The following is a 20,376-nucleotide window of genomic DNA, read 5'->3' on the forward strand; positions in this document are numbered from 1 at the left end:
GGATGAGCGAGTCGACCACCCCCGAGACGCGGTCCATCGCCGAGATGCGGTCCTCCGCCGAGACGCCGCCCTTCGCCGAGTCGAGGTCCAGCGTTGAGACGCCGCCCTCCGCCGAGACGGGGTTCATCGCCGAGACGGGGTTCATCGCTGAGACCGGGTCCTCCGCCGAGACGCCGCCCTTCGCCGAGTCGAGGTCCAGCGTTGAGACGCCGCCCTCCGCCGAGGTGTTTCCCACCGCCGTCGCGTCGGCCGCTTTCCCGGTGCAGGGCCCGGCGGCCGGGCTCGCCGGCCCGGAAGCCGCGGTGGCGGCTCTCGCGGCGACCGGCTCCGGGTTGCCGTTCCTGATCGGAGTGCGCCACCACGCGCCCTCGCTGGCGGCCGCCCTCCCGGCACTGCTGGACGCGGCGGCCCCCGACGTCCTGCTCGTCGAACTGCCCGCCGAGTTCCAGCCCTGGCTGGGCTGGCTCGCCCACGAGGAGACCGAGGCCCCGGTGGCGCTGGCCGCCGTGCCCGCCGACGGGCACGGTCCCGGATCAGCAGGCGAACGGGGGCCGGCCTTCTACCCGTTCGCGGACTTCTCGCCCGAACTGGTCGCTCTGCGCTGGGCGGCAAGAAACGGGGTCCCGGCTGTGGCCTGCGATCTGCCGCTGGCCGACCGGGCGTGGGCGGGGGAAGTTCCGGACATCCCCGCCCCCGCCCCTGTCCCGGGCGCCGACTCCGTGCCCGTGCCGGGGGAGGGGCACGGACTGACCGCCGCGCTGAGGTCCCGGCTCACCGGCCGGGAGGGCGACGACCTGTGGGACCGGCTGGTGGAGGCCCTCGCGCCCGGTTCGACACCCGAGGCGCTCCGCCGTGCCGCCCTGCTCACCGGCTGGGCGCTGCGCCAGGAGGCCGAGGCGCGGGGCGGGGTGGACGGTACGGACCTGGTGCGCGAGGCATGGATGCGCGGGCATGTCGCCGAGGCCCTGGCGAGCGGGCGCCGGCCCGCCGTGGTGGTGGGAGCCTTCCACACCCCGGCGCTGCTGCCGTCCGACGCCGGGGCCGCAAGGGGTCCCGCGCCGGACGCGTCCACCTCCGCGCCCGAACCGGGCGCGGACGGCCCGGTGAAGGGCGCTGCCGGGACGACGGCGTGCACGGTCTCCCTGGTCCCGTACACGTACCCGTTGCTCGACTCACGGTCCGGCTACCCGGCCGGCATCCGGGACCCGGAGTGGCAGCACACCGTCCTGGACGCCGCCGGGGACCCGGCCGCGCTGCACGAGGCGCTGATCCGCACCGCGGTCCGCGTCTGCGCCGCCCTGCGCGAACAGGGCCACCCCTACGGCCCGGCGGACGGCCGGGAGGTCGTCCGGGTGGCCGGCGACCTGGCCCGCCTGCGCGACCTCCCCGCCCCCGGCCGCGGTGAACTCCTGGAAGCCGTGCAGACGGTACTGGGGCGAGGGGAGACCTACGGCACGGGCCGCGCCGTCGCCCGGGCCCTGGAACGCGTACTCGTCGGAGCCCGCACCGGCCGGCCCGCGCCCGCCGCCCCGCGCAGCGGACTGGGCCCCGCCGTCGAGGCCGAGACCGCGGTGCTCTCCCTCCCCGGGCCCGAGGACGCGCACGAGAAGACACCGCGCGACCTCCGGCTCGACCCGGCGCGCTCCACCCTGGACCGGCGCCGGGAACTGCTGCTGCGCAGGCTGACGGTGTGCGGTATCCCCTATGCGCAGGAACAGGGGGTGACCGGCGCGGCGGGCACGGAAGGACTCACGACGCGCTGGCAGGTCCGGTGGACCCCGGCGACGGCCGCGATGCTCACCGCGGCCGGGGCCCGCGGCGTCACCCCGGCGCAGGCGGCCGAGGGCGTGCTGCGGCAGCGGCACGCGGCCGAGCACGCGGAGGACGGCCCGACGGCCGCCCAGGTCGTCCGCGGCCTCACGGAGGCCGCCGAGTGCGGACTCCCCGCCCTGGCCGACGAACGGCTGACTGAACTGGCGGCCGTACTCCCCGCGAGCGGCACCCTTCCCGAACTCCTCGCCGGGCTCGACCTGTTGGACCGTATCGAGGCGGGCCACCTGCCGGGCATGGCCGCGCCCGACGGCCCGTCGGCCCCGGACGCCACCGCCTCCGATACTGCCACCGCCGCCGATACCGCCTCCGCCACCGCCTCCGATACCGATACGGTCACCGCCTCCGTCACGGCCCCCGCCTCCGCACGGGCCGCCCGCACCGCGCACGCGGCGGATCTCCTGACCTCGGCCGCGGTCCGCCAGGTCGACGGTCTGACCGGCTCCGAGGAGTCCGAGGACGCCCGAGCGCTGCTCGAACTGGCCCAGCGGGCCGACCGGTTGGGCGGCATCCGGCTCACCGCAGCCCTCGCCCGGCTGGCCGCCGACGGCACTCCGTTGATCGCCGCGGCCGCCGGAGCGGTCAGGGTGCTCACGGGCCACGAAGAGGCCGAAACCTTCGGGGGGCGAGTCGCCTCCTGGGTGGACGGAGCCGTGGACAGCACCTCCCGGGCCGCGCTCACCGCCCGTCTCACCGGCGTCCTGACGGTGGCGGGCCCGCTCCTGACGGTCGGTGTCGGCGCCCTGGATCCGTTGCTGCACCGGGTCGTCGAGCTGGACGACACCGCGTTCCTGGCCCGGCTGCCGGCGTTGCGCGGTGGCTTCGACGCCCTGAGCCCGGCTGCCCGGGACCGGCTGCTGGACACCGTCGAGGAACGGCTGGGCGAACGAGTGGGCACCCTCGACGCTGACGATCCGGCCGAGCTGGCCCGCCGAACGGCCGCCGACCTCGCGGCCCGCGAGCTCCTGACCGGCCTCGGCCTGCCCGTCCCGCCACCCGCGCAGGACGACCGGTTCCCACGGCCGCCAGGCCACACGGCCGCAACGAGCCCCAGCGCCACACCCGCCACTGTGGCCACACCCACCACCGCGGCTGCCCCCGCCACCGTGGCCACACCCGCCACCGAGGCCACCCCCACCACCGAGGCCACCCCCACCACCGAGGCTGCCCCCGCACCGCGCCCCACTGGCGCAGCCGCCACCGCACTCTCCACCGAGTCCACCCCCGCGCGGACCCTCGCGCCCGCCGACCGGTGGCGGCTCGTGCTCGGCCGGCGCCCCGACCGACTGCCGCCCGGCGCCGCCCGCCTGGCGACCGCTCTGGACGAGCTCTACGGCGCGGGACACGGAGAGGGATCCCGCAGCGGCCTCCCCGGCCCCGGTGGCGGCTCCGGACCGCGAGGCGGCCGGGAACCTTCGTTCCCCGGCGTCCGCGAGTGGTCCGAGGAACTGGCCGCGCTGTTCGGCCCCGGCATCCGCGAGGAGGTCCTCGCCGCCGCAGCCGTGACAGGCCGGCAGGACGTCCTGGCCGAACTCGACCCGGCGGCCGCCACCCCCTCCGTGGAACTGCTCCGGACGATCCTGCGGTACGCCGGAGGCCTCCCCGAAGCCCGCCTTGCGGCACTCCGGCCCCTGGTCCGCCACCTGGTCGACGAACTGACCCGGCAGCTCGCCACCCGACTGCGACCCGCGCTCACCGGCACCATGCTGGCCCGGCCCACCCGCCGCCCCGGCGGCCGGCTGGACCTGCCGCGCACGCTGCGCGCCAACCTGGCCACCGCCCGGCGGACGGCCGACGGAACGGTCCAGGTGATCCCCGAGAAGCCGGTGTTCCGCAGCCGCGGCCGCCGGTCGGCCGACTGGCGTCTGATCCTGGTCACCGACGTCTCCGGATCCATGGAGGCGTCCACGATCTGGTCCGCGCTGACCGCCTCCGTGCTCGCCGGGGTGCCGACCCTGAGTACTCACTTCCTGGCGTTCTCCACGGAGGTCGTCGACCTCAGCGGCCATGTGCACGACCCCCTCTCCCTGCTGCTCGAGGTGAGCGTGGGCGGGGGCACGCACATCGCCGCCGGGCTGCGGCACGCCCGCAGTCTGATCGAGGTGCCCAGCCGCACCCTTGTCGTCGTCATCAGCGACTTCGAGGAGGGCGCGCCGCTCGGCGGACTGCTGGCCGAGGTGCGGGCCCTGGTGAACACCGGCTGCCACGTCCTCGGGTGCGCGAGTCTCGACGACGCGGGCCGGCCCCGCTACTCGACGGGCGTCGCCGGGCAGCTCGTGGCCGCCGGAATGCCCGTGGCAGCCCTCAGCCCACTCGAACTGGCCCGCTGGATAGGGGAGAAGACCGCATGAACGCCGCCCAGTTGCCACCCGTCGCGCCGGAGGTCACGGCCACGCTGGTGGAGGACCTCTCGCCACGGCTGCGCAAGCGGCTGGACGCGGCGGTCACCAAACTCGGCGCCCGCCCCATGCACCGCGACGGGGACACGGTGACGATCGCGGTCGACGACGAGACCGAGTTGCGCCTGCACGCCCCGGGCGGCGTAGTGGCGACGGCGGACGCCGTCGCCTGCGGTTGCCTCCTCGCCCCGGCATGCGTCCACCGCGCGGCCGCCGCCTGCGCCGCCCCCGTGGCGGACCCGGCGCCGGAGCCGGCCGACCAGTCCACCCGGCCGCTCCCCGACCTCCCCTCCGCAACAGACCCCACCCCCACCCCCACACCCATCTCCGCCCTAGCCCCCACCCTCGCCCCCACCCCCGACTCCGACTCCTCGCCCGAGATGGCGAGCCCGGCCCAGCGCGCGGCGGCCGACGCCCTGTGGTCGGCGGGCGCCGCCGTGCTGGAGGCCGGCGTCGACGGGGCCGGCGCCGTCACCCAGTCGGCCCTCCTCCGCGCCGCACACACCGCTCGGCTCCGGCAACTGCCGCGCGCCGCGGGCGCCGCACTGTCCGTCGTGACACTGCTGCGCGCGGCCCGCGCCGGGGACCCGTCCTACCGCACCGCCGACCTCGTCACGGCCCTCGCCGAACTCCTGGGCACCGCACGCCGAGTGGGGACGGTGTCCGGGGCGGAGCTGGCCGCAGTCAGAGGCCGCGCGCGCCGTCCGTACAGCCCGGACGGCTCGCTGCGCCTGTACGGCCTGTTCACCGAACCCGTGGTCACCGACTCGGGGCACGGCGGCGTCCGCACCTGGGTCGCCGGATCCGACGGCCGCCTCTGTACGGTCGCCGACGTGGCACCCGGCGGCGTCGGGCGTGCCCTGGGCGTGGCCGACCGGGCCGTGCGCCTGGGGGACAGCGCGCTCACCCACCGGGAACTGGGCCGGGCCGGCCTGGCGGTCTCGGGGGCGACGGTCTCGCCGGACGGCAGACTGGGCGCCGGCAAGGGCGTCAAAGCCGTGACCGCCCGGGGCGTGGCGTGGACGGAGCAGCCGCTCGCCGCGCTGTGGGAGACACCCCCGTCCGAGCAGGCCGCCCGCGCCCTGCGGTCCACCTCCCGCTACGCGGACCCGGACGGCGGCGGCAGCGACCTGCTCTTCCTGGACGTCGAACTCCTCGGCGCCGTACGGGAGTCGGGTGGCACCTGTCTGCTCGCTCTGTGTGAGGGAGGCATTCCCGTCCGGCTCACCGCCGCCGACGACGACCCCGCGCTGGCCCACCGAGACAACCTGACGCTGCTGGCCACGGCGCCGGGGACACGGCTGAGGATCATCGGCCGCCTGGTGCCCGCCGCCCACCCCCGGCTCACTCTCCTCGCCTGCTCACACCCCACCGGCGAGGGCACGATCGACCTCGGCCTCGACCGCCTGCGCCGCGCAGACCTCCCGGACCCGGCTGCCCCCGTGCACCCCGCCCCGTCACAGCCGGCAGGGGCCGGCGCGCACTCGCCCCTGTACCTCCTGGAGCGCCGGGTCGAACAGGCGGTCCCGGCGGGCCGCGCAGCCCTCGGCATGCTCGGTGACGTCACCGCCGAGACCCGCCGCATCCGCCGCGCGGGCCTCCCCACAGCCGCCGGACTCCTCATCGCCCTGTGCTCCGCGGCGGCCCAACGCGATCGCGACCTCTTCGGCCGCCTCCTCCCTGCCGACACCGACGGCTTCGCCACGTACTGGCTGGCTGCCGCCCGTTATACGGCCGCCGTGGCCGAGTCCCTGTGCGCGGCAGCCTGGGAACCGACGCAGGCCGGGTGACCTGAGTCGGATCCGAGTCCCTGTGCCCGACAGCCTGGGAACCGACGCGGGCGGGGTGACCTGAGCCGGAGATCCGCCGGCAGAAGGTGCACAGGAGCCGGGAGGCGGTTTCGGCAGCTCGTCCCTACTGCGGCTGTGTTGCGATCTGGATGAGGTTGCCACAGGTGTCGTCGAACACGGCGGTGGTGACGGGGCCCATCTCCAACGGCTCCTGGGTGAAGCGGACGCCGAGGCCGCGCAGGCGCTCGTACTCCGCTTTCACGTCGTCGACGGCGAACTGGGCGAGCGGGATGCCGTCCTTGACGAGAGCGTCGCGGTAGGGCCGGACGGCCGGATGGCCGGAGGGCTCCAGGAGGAGTTCGGTGCCGCCGGGTTCGTCGCGCGAGACGACGGTGAGCCACCGGTCCGTCCCGCCGAGGGGGACGTCGTGCTTCTTCGCGAAGCCGAGGACCTCGGTGTAGAAGTGGAGGGCTTTGGCCTGATCGTCGACGAAGACGCTGGTCAGATGGATCTTCATGGGGTGCTCTCTTCCGGTGGGGACGGGGCGGGTGCGAGCCATCGCTCGGCGATCTGCCGCAGCGGGGCCGTGTTCAGGTCATGGAATTTGTAGCGGCCCTCCCGCCTCGTTTCGACGAGCCCGGCCGCCTCCAGCACGGCGAGGTGCTGGGAGACTCCCTGGCGTGAGATGCCGAGGTGGTGCTTCATGCTCAGCCGCGAGCAGATCTCGAACAGTGTCTGTCCGGACTTCGCTGTCAGCTCGTCGAGGATGGTGCGGCGGGTGGGGTCGGCGAGGGCTTTGAAGAGGTCGTCGGCCACGGCACCAGGATAGGCAAGTATGGACTTGCCTATCAAGTCGGGCCCGGTCGCGTCGTCTTCGGCGGCCGTGGCTCGATGGATGCTCAGGGTGTCGGCGAACTCGCCGATAGAGCGGAGAGAGCCGTCCTGACCTGCCGTTTTCTCTCGGTCAACTCCGTCCGGCATGGTTGCGAGGCGCCTCGGCAAGCTCCTGGAGCCGGATGTGCACGAGCACCCCCCGAAGACGCCCCAGAGCCACGGTGCAGCTGTGGACGGCGCTCTCTCCCCGGTTCCGGAAGGTGGAGTGGCGGACGAGAACTGTGATCCCGCCCTGGCCCCTCCCGGAGGCACGCGTCGTCGCGCGGGCGGTCAGGCACGACTGTCTGTGCGCCGTCTTCCGCCTGATCCTGAGGGAACAGGGTTCGTGGTCCAGGTGCCGGATGTCAGTCGGTCGGCACCAGGCGGGTGTTGGCCCAGTCGGCGTGGTCGAAGGAAATCCCGTCGCCGCCGTCGGTGGCGCGAAGCGTCAGATCCTGGACCGCGGTGACGTCGATGCCGATGGTGGCCGGCCGGTCGCCCACGGTCATGAGCGGGGTGGTCGCCATGACTTTGCCGTCGGCGATGACCTCGAAGGCGACTGTGCCCTTGCCGGTCACTTCGTCGTCCACGCCCACCTGGGTGGTGAAGCGCTTGTACCCTCCGTCGAGGCGGACGGAGACCGAGCTGGAGGCGTGCGTTCCGAGTCCTTTGTAAAACCGGGTGCCGGCGATCTGCAGAAGGTTGCCGTCTCCGCTGTCGCGTTCGCCGTTGGAGAGGTCACGCTCCACTGGGCCACAGCCGTTGGATTCTGCGGTGAAGGGCAGTTCGCTGACGTAGGCCACGCCGGGCTGCGGGACGAAGACCAGCAGTCTGTGCTCTTCGGAGACGGTCCTCTTCTTGCCCTTGAGGCCGGCGCTGTAGCGGGCCGTCACTGTCAGTTCGATTCCTGTGTTGACGGTGGCATCCGCGGGAACGGTGATTCTCCAGGTGGGAGTGAGGGCCTCGCCCTCGTTGAGCGTGGCCGCACCGGTGCCGGTGCCAGTTCGGCGGCCTCGGAGTCGGGGTGGCCGCCCACATGGAGGTCCATGGGGGTGAAGTCCATGGAACCGGCGACATTCCGGGCGAAGGGGTACGTGGTCATGTCGGTGATGGTCGCTCGCCCGTTGGGCCCGTCGTTCGCTCCGCCCCGTACTCCGCGCCGCGGACCGCCTCGAACGCCATGACGTGGGGCCAGGTCCGCTGCATGCCGTTGGGGACTGTCGCACCGTGGAAATTGACCATCAGCCTGTGCTCGGCCGTTGCCTTCAGTATGTCGTCGTACCACTGAAATCGGCTCTGGGATTCCGAGTCCATGAAGTCGATCTTCAGGCCGACGACGCCTCACTCATTCATCCGTGTCAGTGCGGTGTCGCGTTCGGCCTCGGTGTCGAGGTCGGTCCAGGGCATCCAGGCCATGACCCTGACGCCTCGCTGAGCCGCGTAGCGGACGAGCTCCGGCATCCATGTCTGACCCTTCCAGCCGTCGTCGACCAGGGCATACTCCCAGCCGTGCTCGGCGCTGTAGTCGACGAACGCCTTCTGCGCCGCCAGGCTGGCCTGCACGGGCTTGCCCCCGGCCAGCCAGGACCACGCCACCTTGCCCGGTCTGATCCACGAGGTGTCTGAGATCCGGGAAGCGGGGGCGACGTCGTCGGTGAACGTCGACTCGGTGACCGAGGCCAGGTCACCGATCGTGGCAGTGCGCCAAGGAGTGGTCAGCGGGCCGTTGATGTCGACGTCGGAGTCGGACAGTTTGAGGGTGTAGCGGCCGCTGCCCGAGGTATGGGCCAGCTGACTTCGGCGTAGCCGGTACCAACGCCGACTCGATCATCGCCGAGGACCTGGCCAAGGGTTTCACCGGCTTCGATCGCGACCTGGCCTACGAGGCCGTACGCAAGGACGCGATGACCCCGCCGGACAAGGACACCGAACTCGACTACCACGACCGCCAGCAGGGCACACCGGCGGAGGCCCGTGCGGGCCTGACCACGTACAAGCAGAACGGCTGGGTCGCCGCGGACCACACCGCGGAGGCCGGCTCGCGCACCCTGGACTACGCGTACGAGGACTGGGCCGTCGCCCAGGTCGCACAGAAGGCCGGCAAGCACGACGACGCAGACTTCTTCCTCAAGCGGAGCAAGAACTACAAGAACCTGTTCAACTCCTCCACCGGTCTCATGCAGGCCCACAACGCCGACGGCTCCTGGGCGAGCGGCGGCTGGACCGAGGGAAACGAGTGGGTCTACACACTCGACGTCCTGCATGACATCCCCGGACTGATCGACCTCAAGGGCGGCAAGGAGGAGTTCGCCTCCTGGCTGGACAGCTACTTCGCGGGCGGCCACAACAACCGCACCAATGAGCCCAGCCACCACGCCGCCTACCTCTACGATTACGCCGGCCAGCCGTGGAAGACGCAGGAGCGGGTGCGCCGCATCGCCAAGGAGAACTACACCAACAGCCCGGACGGCCTGAGCGGCAACGAGGACGCCGGTCAGATGTCCGCCTGGTACGTGCTCTCCTCGCTCGGCATCTACCCGGTCAATCCCGCATCCGACCAGTACGCCATCGGAACTCCCTTCTTCGACAAGGCGGTTCTGCACCTGGGCAAGGCATCCCGCCCGCTGGTCATCAGTGCACCCGGGGCAGCCACCAAGCCGTACGTACAGTCCCTGTCGCTGAACGGCCACAGCATCACCGAGCCCTCCCTCAGCCACGCCCAGCTCCTGCGCGGCGGGAACCTGAAGTTCACCATGAACTCCGCACCGCAGGCCTGGGCGGCCGCCTCCACCCCGCCCCCGGCCGACCCGAACCTGGCCCACGACAAGCCGGTCGCGATGCTCAACGGCACCCCGGCGAACGACTGGAACCACCCGGTCGAGGCCGCCGTCGACGGTGACACCTCGACGTTCGCCCAGTCCAAGGACGGCGCGCCCTGGAGCCTGAAGGTCGACCTGGGATCGGCCACGACCATGGACCGGATGGTGGTCGATCCCGACTGGGAGAACTATCCCAAGAAGTACGACCTCAAGGTCTCGACGGACGGTGAGAACTGGACGACGGTGGCCGCCGAGGCGGACTCCGGCGGCACCGCCGACTGCGCCGCCCACGGGCTGACGACCTGCGGCCAGAAGCACGCGTACGCCTTCCGCCAGGTGCGCGCCCGCTATGTGCTCCTGGACGTCGACAGCTGGGTGTCCGCGAGGACCGGCACCCCCGCCACAGGGTGGGGCTGGGCGCTGCGCGAGTTCGGAGTCTACGACGGCTGACGGCCGGCAGGCCCCGAGCACACCGCGCCGCTGATCGCATGCGGGCCGCCGAGCGGCGGCCCGCATGGCCCGTGCTCAAGGATGCGCGCTCAGCCGTCTACGGGGATCGGTCGGTCGGGTGGGCCGTCGGTCAGCAAGGACGCCAGCAGTTTCGGCAGCTCAGCCGGCCGCAGCAAGTCCGGCGTCGCGGCCAGTTCCGCCGCGGTCCACCAGCGGTGCCCGGTGATCGCGGCCTTCTCGATCTCCTCGAAAGCCGAGGTATCGACCTGGAACGCAGGCACCCGGGCCAGGTAGTAGCGCTGGCGAACCTCATAGGCGACGTCGCCCCGGACCGCTGTCCACGGACGCCCTCGCCAGATTTCCGGCCCCAGCGAGAGGTCTGTCAGCCCGGTCTCCTCCCGCAACTCCCGCAGGGCAGCCTGCTCGTGGCTCTCGCCCGGCTCGAGCCCGCCTCCAGGGGTGAACCACCGGACGGAACCGTCCTCCTTGTTCATGGCGGAGAACAGCAGTAGCCGATCGGCGTCGTCCAGCAACACCACGCGCGCGCTCGGGCGCGGCACCAGGATCCCCTCAGGTTTCATCACCGCGTCAGAGTATTCCGGGATTCAGGAGCCTGAGTTGCGGCCGGGTGAGCCGGGTGAGCCGGGTGAGCCGGGTGAGCCGGGTGTCCGGGTGCGTGGTCTGTCAGCGGCCGGTGAGCGCCTTGGCAGTCTCGTTGGTCCGGCGTGGGTTCCAGCGGTCATCGACCCGAGCTCCGGAGCAGTCCGGGTCGATGCGCCGCCACACCAGGACCGTTGTCGTGCTGGCGATGCTGTGCGCACGACGCCAGTCATCGCCTTTTCCGACTCCAGGTCGGGCCGACGAGAGAGCGCGAGGCGCGTGCAATGGCCCGTTGCTGAGATCAGCTTCTAGCTGACCTGCTGCAACGCCCAGTAGTGCGGCTCGATGGGGACCCGCCTCACAATGATGCGACCGGTTACGCCCGGATCATCCACCAGCTTGCCCCACGAGTTGGACTGGTCGCTGGGAGTGTGCTCGATGTCGGCCCACACCGCGCTGCCGGGTCCGGCGGACCCGTAGGAGACGGTCCACTCGGCGTACTTGCCGGCACAGTCGTTGGCCATCACTTTATAATCCGTAGCCAAGCTCAGGCAGGTGCGCGGGTTCGAGCCCGGCGTGGAGACTTCCATCGTTCCGTTGGGGCGTAGACGTACCTGCCAGTTCGCCGAGGTGTTCGTGTTCTCCGTGCAGTCGCCCAGCGACACCATGCCCCTGTTCCCGTTCGGTTTGGGCCAGATCAGGCATTTGCCGTCCTGGAGAGCCGCGAACCGGTAGACCCCGTCGACGAGCGGGGCGGCTTGGGCGGGTTGCGCTAGTGCCGCAGTGGCCGCAACCGCGGCGGCCATGACAGAGATGACGCGTGAACGCATGGGATCGGACTCCTCGAACAGCCTTGGTCGCGTCGCTCGTACGGCACGGACGCGGTCGATGCACATTCCGCCGAAGACGGCGGCGGCACCCGATCCTGGAGCACCGGCCGGCCCGGCGGCAGCGGTGGGTGGCCGGTGTCACTCACCTGGCTGAGCCGCATCACCCGATGGTGAGACGGCTGAGGACTGCGGCCTCGTGTCAGCAATCGCATACTCCTCACCCGTTGAAGATCAACAGGGCGAGACCACGGAAGTCGCGACAGCGTCAGATCGAACTGCCTCTTGGCATGTGCACACCTTGCGCATGGATGTGCTGACAAGTAAGCACTCTCCAGGTGAGAGCCAAGGGCAGAAAAGAGGCTATAACGTTCACCTCAACATCCGGCCCATAGGGCGTTTTTGGTGTCGAAGCGAATCAACAGTTCAATTGGCCAGCAAAAGTCGATGCCTCATGGCTGGGGGGATCGGAAGTCCTCGCGGCTTGTGCATTCGATGCGATACTCTCCGTGCGTCAGGATTAGCTGGCCAACACTTCAGGGGGAGTGGGGCTGTTGCAGGGTTCGTCGGTCTCTGCGCCGTCCTGTTCACTGTGACCGTGGCGGTGCCAGTCGGATCAGTGGCCGACGGGGTCGAGTCGACGGGCATCCCGCCGATTGAGACTCATGGATGTTAAGGGGGGCAAGGTGGACAGGCGGGCAAGCGGCATAGCCAAGAGGTTCGTTGCGCCCGATGCGAGGGTTGCCGAAGCCGCCGCCCATGCATGTGGAGCCGGCTACGCCATCTCGGCCGGTGCGGCTCGGTGCGGCACGTACGACACCGCTTGCACCGAGGTCGTCATCGACAACTACCTCGCCCTCGGCGCATGCAACTGATGCGATCCCGCCGGAACATGCTGCGCATCGCAACTTGGGGTGCAGTGCTGCTCGTCGGTGCGCTGGTCACCGGGTGCTCGAATTCGAGTACTCCTGCCGCCCCCTCGTCATCTTCTCCTGCCGCGTCGACGCGTATGCCGAGTGCTCCGGCTGCGACCGAGGCGAGTTCGGAACCGTCACCGGTGATCAGTCACCTGGGGCGCACGAAGATCGTCACGCTTGGCGATGTGGAGGTCCGGGTCACTCGCAGTGCGATTGGCTTCAACATTGCTTGCAATGCCACTAATAGCGGTGACCAGGCCGTCAATATCAGGGTCACTGTCAGTGTGGGTGACGGTAAAGAGTGGGTGCGGACCACTGAACTCGACTTCCCGCATGTGGCCGCAGGTCGGACGGGAAGAGAGACCACCACTGTCGCGGGCGATTCCTATGCGGGCGAATCGCCGGACGACCCGAAGATTTACATCGACTCGGTCATAAACTACTGAAAATTGACCGTTCTCAGCGCTGCATCGCGTGGACTTCGAAGCCGGTGAGTCAATTCGGATGTCACCTGATCGTGCATCAGACCAACTTCCCGGGCCCGGGCGCAGGGGAGCCGGTGTCCTCTCGTCGGTGTCGGCGAACAGTCGCCGGGCCGTCGGTGTCGAGGCTATTGCGCCGAACGACCCCGCCTGGTCCCGCAGTACGGCCGGATCCGCGATGGCCGCGCCGCCGTCGGCGAGCGTCACTGCCGGGGTCCTGACGGGTGCAGAACGTCCGTGACGCTCCGCGAGGGAGATCCATAAAGGATTCATATAAAACTGTTATGCTTCAGGTATGAGTCGCCGAGACGCCGCGCACGGCGCTTCCGATGCCATCGGGTCAGCCCTCTACGGTCTGGCCACCAGGGCTGTGAGACGCCTTCCACGCGACATGAGCCTGACGTCCGCCGCCACCTTGGCCACCCTGGACAAGACCGGCCCGCGACGGATCACCGATCTGGCGGTGGCCGGGGGCGTCACCCAGCCCGCCATGACCGTCCTGGTCCGGGTGATGGAGGAATCCGGGCTGGTCGAGCGGAAGGGCGACCCGTCCGACAAGCGGGTCACGCTGGTGTGCCTGACCGACGCCGGCGCGTCGTACGTCCGGACGCGACGCAAGGCGGGCATCGACGCGTACGCGCGGTTGATCGACGAACTCACCGGTGACGAGGCCGAGGCCTTGGCAGCAGCCCTCCCGGCGCTGCTGCATCTGGCGGAGCTCGAAAGCCACGTCCGCGAGGAGTCGGACCGGTGACCGGTGCCCGGCCTCATGACCAGCCCATGAGCACTGCCCCGATACGTTCCGGGACACGGCTGCTGGTCCCCGCCCTGGTGTTCATCGCCCTGGTCGTGGCGGCTGTCGCCAGCCTCGGGACGCCGCTCATCACCAGCGTGGCGACCACGTTCCACGTCTCCCTCGACAGCGCGCAGTGGACGCTGACCATCGCCCTGCTCAGCGGCGCCGTCGCCACACCCGTCCTCGGCCGGCTCGGAGCCGGACCGCACCGGCGGGCCACGATTCTCGCCACGCTGGCGATCGTCGTCGTCGGCAGCGCACTCACCGTGCTGCCGCTGCCGTTCGCCTGGCTGCTCGTGGGCAGAGCGGCCCAAGGCGTCGGACTCGGTCTCACAGCGCTGATGATGGGCGTGGCCCGCGACCATCTTCCCGAGGAGCGCAGCGCGGCCACGATCGCCCTGATCTCAGTGGTCTCCATCATCGGAGCCGGCGTCGGCTACCCGCTGGCCGCGCTGCTCGCCGAGTTCGGCGGACTGCGGGCCGCCTACGGCCTCGGCCTGCTCGTCACCGCCATCGCCTTCGTGACCGCGTGGCGCTCCATGCCCGCAGCTCCCGAAGGCCGCTCCGCTCACGTGAACGTGGCCGGTGCGCTCGTCCTGGCGGCTGGACTGCTCCTCGTCCTGTTCCTGGCCGGCGAGAGGAGCCTGTGGAGCCGACACCTCGCCGTGGCGGTGACCCTTGCCGTCGCCGCCGTACTCCTGCTCTTCGCCTGGACCGTTTCCGAACTGCGGACCAAGACGCCTCTGGTCGACGTCCGGGCGGTACGGCACCCGGCGGTCGCCGGGGCGAACATCGCCATGTTCGTCGGCGGGATCGGCATGTACCTCCTGCTCACGCTCATCACCCGCTACGCGCAGACGCCGCACAGCGCTGGCTACGGCTTCGGGCTGACCACCTTCGTGGCGGGGCTGGTCCTCATCCCGTTCTCCGTGCTGGGGTTCGTCGCCGGCAAGCTCACACCGCGGGTCCGGATGCGGATCGACGGCCCCCTGATCCTGGCCGGCAGCGCCGCCATCGTCGGCGGCGGGTTCGTCCTGTTCGCCACCGCGCGGTCCAGCCTGGCCGAACTGCTCGTGGCCATGGGCGTGCTGGGCTTCGGCGTCGGCAGCTTCTCGGCCGCCATGCCCGGCGTCATCCTGGCCGTCACCCCCAAGAGCGAGACGTCGAGCGCCATGAGCTTCAACTACGTCGTCCGCAGCGTCGGGTACTCCCTGGGCAGCGCCATCGGCGGTCTGGTCCTGGCCGCCGGCACCGCCACGGGCAGCCTCTTCCCGAACGACGACGCCTACACGACCGCGGCGCTGGTCGGCGTCGCCGCGATGGCGATCACGACGATGGCCGGCCTCGCCCTCGCCCGCCGACGCTCACCCGAGACCGACCCGGTCACGGTCCCAGGCGGTGTGCCGGGCCCGGGCCGGTCCAGTCGGACCGGAGGCTGAGGATCGAAGCCGTCCGACTTCGATGCCGTCTCCGCCGGCTCGCTGACCCATAGCGCGCCGGCCATGGGTCTGAGCATGCTTCTGAACATCCATTCCGAACACAGGAGGTAACCGTGGCCAAGGGCTACTGGGTCAGCGCCTACCGCTCCATTGCGGACCCCGAGAAGCTGGCTGCCTACAACAAGCTGGCCGGTCCAGCCGTCGCGGCTGCGGGCGGGCGGCTGCTCGCCCGCGACGGCCGGGTCGTCGCACACGACGCCGGAATCGCCGAGCGCACCATCCTGATCGAGTTCGACAGCTTCGAACAGGCGGTCGCCGCACATGCGAGTGCGGCCTACCAGGAGGCGCTGGCCGTACTTGCTGACGGTGTCGAGCGCGACTTCCGCATCGTCGAAGGCCTCGACTGACGATCGAGGCTGCGTCGGCGACGAACGCGAGCCGACGGCGGGGATCACCCCGGCCCGTCAGCGCGCCGCACCGTCGCGAACAGCGTCAGGCCAGTGGCATCGGCGGTGATGTCCAGTCCGGCGACGGTTCCCGGAGGCGCGGCGGCGCGGACGGCGGCCACGATGCCGGCGGGGTGCGTTCGACGAGGTTCCGGCGGCCGATGTGGGCCATCAGGGCGCCGTAGGGGTTCGGGGGCGCGATGTCGGCGAAGTGGAACGTGCCTTTGGGGCGGCACATGCGGGACAGAGTGGTGCGGATCAGGGTTCGAGCGAAGCGGTCTTCGAGGTAGCCGAAGAGGCTTCCGGCCAGGACCGGGTCGAAGGGGCCGTGTTCGGCGGCCAGGTGGGCGGCGGTGCGCAGGACGCTGCCCCGGTGGCATCAGCGAATCAGATGGAGCGTGTCTCCTTGGTTTTGCCCGCGGTGCGAAACTGTGCTCCATGGAGCCTTCGACAGTCCGTGGACTTGTACTGCCCGCCCTGCTGATGTCCCTCATCGATCGCGGCCTCTGGCGTCACCCGGGCGATGCGGCGCTTGCGAAGGTCATCCCGTGGTTCAAGGACCCACTTCACTTCGTATCGAACCCTCAGCAGATGGAGTACGCGTCCCGGTCGATGGACATGTTCGCCGACGATCCGCACACCGCCTTCTTTCGTCAGGCGCGCGGAAGCAAGGGCGCCGCCCCGCTCGAACTGCCTTGGCTCGACATCGAACAGGCAGTGCTGATCGTCACCACTCGCATCCCCGGTGATGACGGCGCCCTGGCCCTCGACTACCGGTCTGACCCCTCGGATCCCCGCGTCGTAGGCAGTGACTTCTGGGCGGACCCCCATCTGTGCCAGTGGCGGGTCGTAGCACCTACCTTCTCGGGCTTCGTCACGAGCTTGGGCCTATAGCCTGTCAGCAGGTTCATCGTCCCAGGTCAGGAAGGCGTTCTCGCGTCTCCGCCCCAACGGTCGCCGTGCCCGGGCGAATTGGTGAGGTCAGTGACGGGCGCGGGGGGCATCCCAGCGCATGAGGTTCTGGAACAGTTCGGCCTGCTCGATCGCGTCGTCCAGGGCGTTGTGCGTGTGGGGGCGTGAGGACAGCAGGTGTTGCGGCATCGACCGCTTCGTCGCCTCCCCGATCTGCACGTCGGCCTTGGCCGCGTACAGCGACTTCAGGTCCATGCAGCGGGAATGGCCGAACGGCGAACCGCCGTCGGCGAACTGTATGAAGTACCAGTACATCCACATCCAGTCGTACCCAAGCGGGTACGCGACGAACACCGGCTTGGCGTCCAGCTCGTCCGACACGGCGGCCAGCCACGCGGCCGCGCCATTCATTGCCTCGACGGGATCCAGCCCCTCCCGCGCCAGCCGCCCGCGGTCCAGGCCGCCGACCGCCAGGGCCTCCGGGTCGAAGGCGTCACTGATCGGCTTGAGTTCGGCGTAGAAGGTGTGCTCAGCGGGGTCGATCACCCGGAACACGTCCCCGGCCCGAACCCCTGCCACCGACAGGCCGAAGCTCGACATGGAGAACGGCCCGGGCACCGGCCCGTCGGCCTCCACATCGGCCGAAACGTAGAACTCTGCTTTTGCCATTGCCTCTTCTTCCGTGTTCCCAGTGGCCTACGAGGAAGTCTGAGCGTAAACGCTCAACCCGGCGTGGGTGGTTGCGTCAGGAATGGTTCGCCGCAGCTCCACCTCCTCGGTGGGCAGCGGATCGTGGCACCTGCTCTGTTTTTCACAACCGAAACTCCGGCATTTCCACAGCGGTTCAGGGAGCCCTCTCGGGGGCCGCTCCTTCGAGGTTGAGACGACGGCGTTCGGTGTTGGGGGCCGCGTCGCGGTCGGCGAGTCCGGCTCGGCCGGTGCCGGCGAGTCCGAGGGCCCGGATCTGGAAACGGCAATCGCGTACCTCGAGAAGACATGCACGGCGCACACGGCGGTCCCGGCCCCGTGTCGTTCCGTCGGAGCGTATGAGTGGATGGGGTTCTCGGGCCCGTTTCACCGAGGCCCCCGCGTTCGGGACTGGGGTCTGCACGACAAGGGGGTGTACACCTTCACGTCGCACGAGAACCCATTGCTGTGCCCCCAGTTCACAGGAGAATCCGAGTGCTCGGGTGTCGAGGTGCTGCTCTGCGGGTCCGCGCAGCATGTCATCGGGGAGGAAGACCAACCCCGCACTCGGAGGTCAGCAGGGAACGCGACGTCAGGTCCGTCTGATCAGCATGCGGCCGTACGACTGTCCGCGTATACGCGAGCTTCGGTGCGCGTGATGATGTCCGAGAACGTTGTGCCCGGGGCTGTTTCGACAAGGGCGAGGCCGCGGTCGGTGACGTCCAGGACGCCGAGGTCGGTGATGATGCGGTGCACGCACTGCTGACCGGTGAGGGGCAGAGTGCACTCCTCCACGATTTTGGGGCTGCCGTCCTTGGCGGTGTGCTCCATGAGGACGATGACACGCCGGGCGCCATGGACGAGGTCCATGGCGCCGCCCATGCCCTTGACCATCTTGCCGGGGATCATCCAGTTGGCGAGGTCGCCTCGGGCCGACACCTGCATGGCGCCGAGAACGGCGGTGTCGATGTGACCCCCGCGGATCATGCCGAAGGAGAGCGCGGAGTCGAAGAAGGAGGCACCGGGCAGGACCGTGACGGTTTCCTTGCCTGCGTTGATGAGGTCCGCGTCCACCTGGTCCTCGGTGGGATAAGGGCCGGTACCGAGGATGCCGTTCTCGGAGTGGAGCACGACGTGCACCCCGGGTGGGAGGTAGCCGGGGATGAGGGTGGGGAGGCCGATGCCCAGGTTGACGTAGGAGCCGTCAGCGAGTTCCTCGGCGGCGCGGGAGGCCATCTGTTCACGGGTCCAGGGCATCAGTTGCGCACCGTCCTCTTCTCGATGTGCTTGTCGGCGGCCTGCTCGGGGGTGAGCTCCACAACCCTCTGCACGTAGATGCCAGGCAGGTGGACCTCGTCGGGGGCCAGCTCGCCGGGTTCGACGAGTTCCTCGACTTCAGCAATGGTGACGCGGCCGGCCATGGCCGCGAGGGGGTTGAAGTTGGCCGCAGCCCGGCGGAATACGAGGTTGCCGTGCCGGTCGCCCCGCCATGCCCGGACGAGGGCGAAGTCGGTGGCGATGCCGTGCTCCAGAAGGTACGTGCGCCCGGAGAAGTCCCGGGTTTCCTTGGGCGGCGAGGCGACGGCAACCGTGCCGTCGTGCGCGTAGCGCCAGGGCAGGCCGCCCTCCGCCACCTGGGTACCGACGCCCGCAGGCGTGTAGAAGGCGGGTATCCCGGCGCCACCGGCCCGCAGGCGTTCGGCGAGCGTGCCCTGCGGGGTCAGCTCCACCTCCAGCTCTCCGCTGAGGTACTGCCGGGCGAACTCCTTGTTCTCGCCCACGTAGGAGCCGGTTACACGGGAGATGCGTCCTGCGGCGAGCAGGACGCCGAGGCCGCGGCCGTCCACTCCACAATTATTGGAAACGACATTCAGGCCGCTGGCCCCTTGCTTGTGCAGGGCGTCGATGAGCACATCAGGAATGCCGGAGAGCCCGAAACCGCCGACGGCCAGTGAGGCACCGGACGGGATGTCTGTGACCGCCTCGGCGGCGCTGCCGCTGACTTTGTTCACGTGTGTGATTCCTTCTCTGGGATGGCGCCGGGCAGGACGGTGGACCGGCGGCCGTCGACGACGAGATCGGCGCGGACGGCGCCGGCGTTGGCGTAGACGATGCCGATCTCGCCGAACACGTCCGGGGTCTCTTCGGCCCAGGCGCGGGCTGAGCCTCGTCGGTGAAGTCCAAAGGGCTGGGGACGAGAGCAGTGCCGCCCTTCCGGGCGGCGAGCCGCTGGGTCGCCGACGGCCTACTCGTGGATCAGGTCGCCTTCGACGGACTGCACGCCTTCAGCGGCGAACCGCAGAGCCGCTGACCGGCCCCGGCCTCGCGCGGTGCCGGAAATCGGAGTCACCTTGCCTTCGAGCCGTTTCGCACCGCGGCTTCGGGGCGAAGGGCGTCAGATATGGACTTGACTCCGCCGTGTGCGGTGAGGCCGCCGTCGACGGGTATCTCAGCTCCGCTGATGAACGACGACTGGTCGGACATCAGGAAGACCACCAGGGGAGCCACCTCGTCGACGCTTCCGGTGCGTCCCAGTGGAGTCTCGCGGATGTTGGCCTCGCGGAAGGCCGGGGCGGCGGAGGCGGTCATCTCGGTCTCGATATACCCGGGATGGATCATGTTGACCCGGATGCCGCGGGGGCCGAGCTCCAGCGCGGCGGCCTTCGAGAGGCCCCGCAGGGCCCACTTGCTGGTCGTGTACGCGACCGGGTAGTGGGCGGTGAGGGCCGCGGACGAGCCGACGTTCACGATGGAGGAGCCCGGGGGCATCAGGGGCGTGAGGTGCTGGATGCCGAGGAGAGGGCCGGTGACGTTGACCGCGTGGACGCGGGCCATGTCGTCGGGGCGTACGTCGCCGACGCGTGCGCGCCACGTGATGCCGGCGTTGTTGACCAGGCCGTGCACCTGCCCGTGGGTCTCCCGCAGTGCGGCGGCGAGGCCGGCCCAGTCCTTCTCGCTGGCAACGTCGAGACCACGGCATCCGTGCAGGGGTTCAATATCTGTGGCGATGACGTGGGCGCCCTCGCGGGTGAGGGCGGCGGCCTCGGCGGCGCCCTGGCCACGGGCAGCGCCGGTGACGACGATCACCTTGTCGAGAAGTCTCATGGAG

At 70.3% G+C, this 20,376-nt stretch carries 20 protein-coding genes and 1 pseudogene; 9 read left to right on the forward strand and 12 right to left on the reverse strand.

Going from position 1 to position 20,376, the window contains the following annotated elements:
• Window positions 1–2 precede the first annotated feature (2 nt).
• On the forward strand, window positions 3–4,181 hold the full coding sequence (locus OG782_RS31145; protein WP_406456670.1) for a vWA domain-containing protein: 4,179 nt from the start codon (window positions 3–5) through the stop codon (window positions 4,179–4,181).
• Complete coding sequence (locus OG782_RS31150; RefSeq protein ID WP_406456672.1) at window positions 4,178–6,019, forward strand: hypothetical protein; 1,842 nt, start codon at window positions 4,178–4,180, stop codon at window positions 6,017–6,019. The genes OG782_RS31145 and OG782_RS31150 overlap by 4 nt, the downstream gene beginning before the upstream one ends.
• Window positions 6,020–6,143: 124 nt before the next feature.
• Here the strand turns inward: OG782_RS31150 and OG782_RS31155 are convergent, their stop codons facing one another.
• The 4 genes and pseudogenes from OG782_RS31155 to OG782_RS31170 form a co-directional block, all read right to left on the reverse strand.
• Window positions 6,144–6,536: a VOC family protein gene (locus OG782_RS31155; RefSeq protein WP_406456674.1), complete on the reverse strand. Its 393-nt coding sequence runs from the start codon at window positions 6,534–6,536 to the stop codon at window positions 6,144–6,146.
• Complete coding sequence (locus OG782_RS31160; protein WP_406456676.1) at window positions 6,533–6,835, reverse strand: ArsR/SmtB family transcription factor; 303 nt, start codon at window positions 6,833–6,835, stop codon at window positions 6,533–6,535. Before OG782_RS31160 ends, OG782_RS31155 begins: the two co-directional genes overlap by 4 nt.
• A 422-nt stretch (window positions 6,836–7,257) precedes the next feature.
• Complete coding sequence (locus OG782_RS31165; RefSeq protein ID WP_406456678.1) at window positions 7,258–7,785, reverse strand: NPCBM/NEW2 domain-containing protein; 528 nt, start codon at window positions 7,783–7,785, stop codon at window positions 7,258–7,260.
• Window positions 7,786–7,990: 205 nt separating this feature from the next.
• Window positions 7,991–8,488 (reverse strand): annotated as a pseudogene (locus OG782_RS31170) (glycoside hydrolase family 97 catalytic domain-containing protein).
• A gap of 245 nt (window positions 8,489–8,733) precedes the next feature.
• Between OG782_RS31170 and OG782_RS31175 the strand changes: the two are divergent.
• A complete protein-coding gene (locus OG782_RS31175; protein ID WP_406459364.1) occupies window positions 8,734–10,161 on the forward strand; it encodes a GH92 family glycosyl hydrolase in 1,428 nt (475 codons plus the stop codon).
• Window positions 10,162–10,250: 89 nt separating this feature from the next.
• On the opposite strand, the gene OG782_RS31180 is transcribed toward OG782_RS31175, so the two are convergent.
• The gene (locus OG782_RS31180) at window positions 10,251–10,742 is read right to left on the reverse strand and encodes an NUDIX hydrolase (RefSeq protein ID WP_406459366.1); all 492 of its coding nucleotides are present in this window, start codon (window positions 10,740–10,742) and stop codon (window positions 10,251–10,253) included.
• A 327-nt stretch (window positions 10,743–11,069) separates the two neighbouring features.
• Window positions 11,070–11,591, reverse strand: coding sequence for a hypothetical protein (locus OG782_RS31185; protein ID WP_406456680.1), 522 nt, complete (start codon window positions 11,589–11,591; stop codon window positions 11,070–11,072).
• Between the two features lie 683 nt (window positions 11,592–12,274).
• On the opposite strand from OG782_RS31185, the gene OG782_RS31190 reads away from it, so the two are divergent.
• The 5 genes from OG782_RS31190 (at window position 12,275) to OG782_RS31210 (ending at window position 15,629) form a co-directional block, all read left to right on the forward strand.
• The gene (locus tag OG782_RS31190) at window positions 12,275–12,463 is read left to right on the forward strand and encodes a hypothetical protein (RefSeq protein ID WP_406456682.1); all 189 of its coding nucleotides are present in this window, start codon (window positions 12,275–12,277) and stop codon (window positions 12,461–12,463) included.
• Window positions 12,454–12,951, forward strand: coding sequence for a hypothetical protein (locus OG782_RS31195; RefSeq protein WP_406456684.1), 498 nt, complete (start codon window positions 12,454–12,456; stop codon window positions 12,949–12,951). The genes OG782_RS31190 and OG782_RS31195 overlap by 10 nt, the downstream gene beginning before the upstream one ends.
• A 331-nt stretch (window positions 12,952–13,282) precedes the next feature.
• Window positions 13,283–13,741: a MarR family winged helix-turn-helix transcriptional regulator gene (locus OG782_RS31200; protein WP_406456686.1), complete on the forward strand. Its 459-nt coding sequence runs from the start codon at window positions 13,283–13,285 to the stop codon at window positions 13,739–13,741.
• A 26-nt stretch (window positions 13,742–13,767) separates the two neighbouring features.
• Window positions 13,768–15,222: an MFS transporter gene (locus OG782_RS31205; protein ID WP_406456688.1), complete on the forward strand. Its 1,455-nt coding sequence runs from the start codon at window positions 13,768–13,770 to the stop codon at window positions 15,220–15,222.
• Window positions 15,223–15,335: 113 nt separating this feature from the next.
• Entirely contained in the window at window positions 15,336–15,629 is a 294-nt protein-coding gene (locus OG782_RS31210; protein WP_406456690.1) for a DUF1330 domain-containing protein, read from the forward strand.
• 85 nt (window positions 15,630–15,714) lie between these two features.
• Here the strand turns inward: OG782_RS31210 and OG782_RS31215 are convergent, their stop codons facing one another.
• A complete protein-coding gene (locus tag OG782_RS31215; RefSeq protein WP_406456692.1) occupies window positions 15,715–15,906 on the reverse strand; it encodes a hypothetical protein in 192 nt (63 codons plus the stop codon).
• Window positions 15,907–16,106: 200 nt separating this feature from the next.
• Between OG782_RS31215 and OG782_RS31220 the strand changes: the two genes are divergently transcribed.
• Window positions 16,107–16,562, forward strand: coding sequence for a hypothetical protein (locus tag OG782_RS31220; protein ID WP_406456694.1), 456 nt, complete (start codon window positions 16,107–16,109; stop codon window positions 16,560–16,562).
• An 87-nt stretch (window positions 16,563–16,649) separates the two neighbouring features.
• Here the strand turns inward: OG782_RS31220 and OG782_RS31225 are convergent, their stop codons facing one another.
• The 5 genes from OG782_RS31225 to OG782_RS31245 form a co-directional block, all read right to left on the reverse strand.
• Window positions 16,650–17,249, reverse strand: coding sequence for an exonuclease (locus OG782_RS31225; protein WP_406456696.1), 600 nt, complete (start codon window positions 17,247–17,249; stop codon window positions 16,650–16,652).
• Window positions 17,250–17,873: 624 nt separating this feature from the next.
• The gene (locus OG782_RS31230) at window positions 17,874–18,524 is read right to left on the reverse strand and encodes a CoA transferase subunit B (protein ID WP_306086486.1); all 651 of its coding nucleotides are present in this window, start codon (window positions 18,522–18,524) and stop codon (window positions 17,874–17,876) included.
• Window positions 18,524–19,279 (reverse strand): CoA transferase subunit A, encoded by a 756-nt coding sequence (locus OG782_RS31235; protein ID WP_406456698.1) that lies wholly within the window; start codon window positions 19,277–19,279, stop codon window positions 18,524–18,526. The genes OG782_RS31230 and OG782_RS31235 overlap by 1 nt, the downstream gene beginning before the upstream one ends.
• Window positions 19,276–19,398, reverse strand: coding sequence for a hypothetical protein (locus OG782_RS31240; protein WP_406456700.1), 123 nt, complete (start codon window positions 19,396–19,398; stop codon window positions 19,276–19,278). The genes OG782_RS31235 and OG782_RS31240 overlap by 4 nt, the downstream gene beginning before the upstream one ends.
• A gap of 215 nt (window positions 19,399–19,613) precedes the next feature.
• Window positions 19,614–20,372 (reverse strand): SDR family NAD(P)-dependent oxidoreductase, encoded by a 759-nt coding sequence (locus OG782_RS31245; RefSeq protein WP_406459368.1) that lies wholly within the window; start codon window positions 20,370–20,372, stop codon window positions 19,614–19,616.
• Window positions 20,373–20,376: the final 4 nt, after the last annotated feature.

Origin of the sequence: Streptomyces sp. NBC_00876 (genome assembly GCF_045207435.1) — a bacterium.
In the GTDB taxonomy this organism is placed as follows: domain Bacteria; phylum Actinomycetota; class Actinomycetes; order Streptomycetales; family Streptomycetaceae; genus Streptomyces.